Below are 2186 nucleotides of genomic sequence, written 5' to 3'. Positions count from 1 at the left end.
GGGTGCAGATCCAATGAGGGTGCTGTTGATCAGGTGGTGGGTATGACCTGGTCGCGGTAGCGCATCTGGTGGTTGCGGATGAACTCCTGCTGCTGGTGCCAGGCCCAGTAGGCGTCGAAGTCGCCGTTGGCGCGGACGGCACGCAGCTTGAGCACGGCTTCAGCTCCGGACAGGCCCCAGCGGGCGCCGGTGATGTCCAGGCGGTCTTTGACCAGGTGCCGGCATGCTCCTTCGATGATTCCGGTGGCGATCGGCCAGCCGCGTTCAAGGGCGGTGTCGTAGCGCAGATGCTCGGCCTTGCCGGTCATGTAGTTCACGGCCTCGTCGATGCCCTTGCGCTGAACGCCACGCAGTCCGGCGGTGCGGGCGGCTTCCTCGAGTGCGGCGGCGGTCTGCTGCACGCCGCCGCCCAGCAGGACGCGGGCGTGACGGGCGACCCAGTTCTCGGCGGAGGCATCGCCGGCCTCGTGCAGGCACCAGGCCGCTCGCCACAGATATTCCAGCACGTGGATGAGGTCGACGATGATGTGGATGTCCACGCCGCGCTGTAGTGCTTCGGCCTTGATGAGGTCGATCTGATGGCGGGCCCCGTCGACCAGGACGACCCAGCAACGGCGGTGGCCGGGGTCGCGGTGCTCTGCCTGGTCGAACACGGCGGCCACCACCTGCGCGGCGGTGTCGGTCACCGAGCCGCACAGCCACTTCGACCGGGCCTTGGGCCCCTGGCGGCGCTCGGGCGCCGCGCCGTCGACGGCGGCGTCTTGCCGGTCGGGGTCGGCGATGATGTCGTCCATCGTGCGCGGCGCGGGCTCGGCATCGTAGACGGCTCCCAGGGTGGCCATCCGTTTCCTGCCGTGTTTCTCCCCGGACGCCAGCCGGGTCTTCATCGCGTTGCCGCCCTTGGCCGCCGCGGCCCTGGCGGTGTCCTCGCGCAGGGCTTCGGGTCTTATGACCACGCCCTTGCCGTCGACCGACAAGATCAGTGGCGTGGTGTCGGTGCAGGGAGCCGGTACGAGGGCGTCGTAGAACGCGTCGATGTCCGCTGCGGCGCCGACAGCGAGTTCCTGGACCTGCCGGTGCCCGACGCCGGAGCCGGTGTGGGCGTTGATCCGCTCGCAGGCGTCGGCAAAGCTGCCGCGGGAAGACTCGATCGCGGCGAGCCTGGCCAGCCCGTGCGAGTGCATCCCGTCGGGGAGGTTCAGCACCGCGTCGGCCGGGTGCAGGTCCGCCACCCTGGCGCCGCGGTAAGCGATCCGGACCACGGTGACCTTGCCGAACACCGTGGCCAGCCTCCGGCGCCGGCCCCGCTCGATCCTCGAGCGCCCGACACCGGCAGCGTCCACGACCTCCCGCCGACGCACCTCGTCCCTGGCCCGCAGGGTCAAGTGGTCCTGGAACAACTGCCGGGTGACCTCACGCATCCGCTCTCCCAGCAGGTCCTCCAACTGCGCATGCGTCATCACCGCCGCCTGAGGGGCCGCCAGCTCCGCGCACGCCGCAGCGAACATGCCCGCCGAGGCAGCGAAGGCGTCCTCACACTCCGCGAGCGCACCCTGGGCCGGCCCCACCACGCTCACCACCCCTGCTTCCGGCCGTCAGCCTTGAACAGCCCGGACGAAAGCTCGGCCAGAATCCCGCGCTCCACCAGCCGCTTCAGCTTCGAGCGCATCCCCTCGACATGCCGCGCCTCGGTCCCCAGCCCCAGGTGCCGGCACACCTCCTTGCAGCGCATCGCCGCCCCCGAGGTCGCGAACAACGCGATGATCTCCCGGTACTCCGGCGACATCACCGTCACGTCCAGCTCCGCCTCGGCCTTCACCAGCGCCACAGCGACTCCGCCGGCGTCCTCACCCGCGTCCGTGTCCGGCGCCGGCGAACACGGTGCGGCGAGCACCTCCTCCACCGTCTCCCGCGCGATCTGCAACCGCGCCAGCCGCTCCTCTGCCCGCGACAACTCCTCGGACAGAGCAGCGATCTGCTCACGCAGCCGCTCGGCCTGGCCCAGCACGTCAGCCCGCCTGGCCTCCAACGCCTCCATCAACGACGGCACACCCACCCACCCTCGCTCGGCACCCGCACGCCTCACGGCGGGCTCGACCCCGGCGACGGTAGAAGTCGGCACGACCGGCCACATCCCGAACCTCTGCGAATCACCCCAACGAGGCACCCTCAGAAGATCCGCACCC

2 protein-coding genes are annotated in these 2186 nt (G+C 70.6%); both read right to left on the bottom strand.

All coding sequences use genetic code 11. The features are described from left to right. Positions 1–29 precede the first annotated feature (29 nt). Positions 30–1508: an ISKra4 family transposase gene (locus I8N67_RS41255; protein WP_267912904.1), complete on the bottom strand. Its 1479-nt coding sequence runs from the start codon at positions 1506–1508 to the stop codon at positions 30–32. Between the two features lie 65 nt (positions 1509–1573). Further along, a complete protein-coding gene (locus I8N67_RS41250) occupies positions 1574–2050 on the bottom strand; it encodes a hypothetical protein (protein ID WP_307835528.1) in 477 nt (158 codons plus the stop codon). Positions 2051–2186 lie beyond the last annotated feature (136 nt).

The organism is Streptomyces adelaidensis (assembly GCF_016598475.1).
GTDB lineage: Bacteria > Actinomycetota > Actinomycetes > Streptomycetales > Streptomycetaceae > Streptomyces > Streptomyces adelaidensis.
Note: the sequence above shows the minus strand (reverse complement) of the source record. Positions and strands in the feature narration are given on the sequence as shown.

Excerpts from the sequence above, each read along its gene's own strand:
- I8N67_RS41255 (WP_267912904.1), bottom strand. The coding sequence starts at position 1,508 with ATGTTCGCTGCGGCGTGCGCGGAGCTGGCGGCCCCTCAGGCGGCGGTG.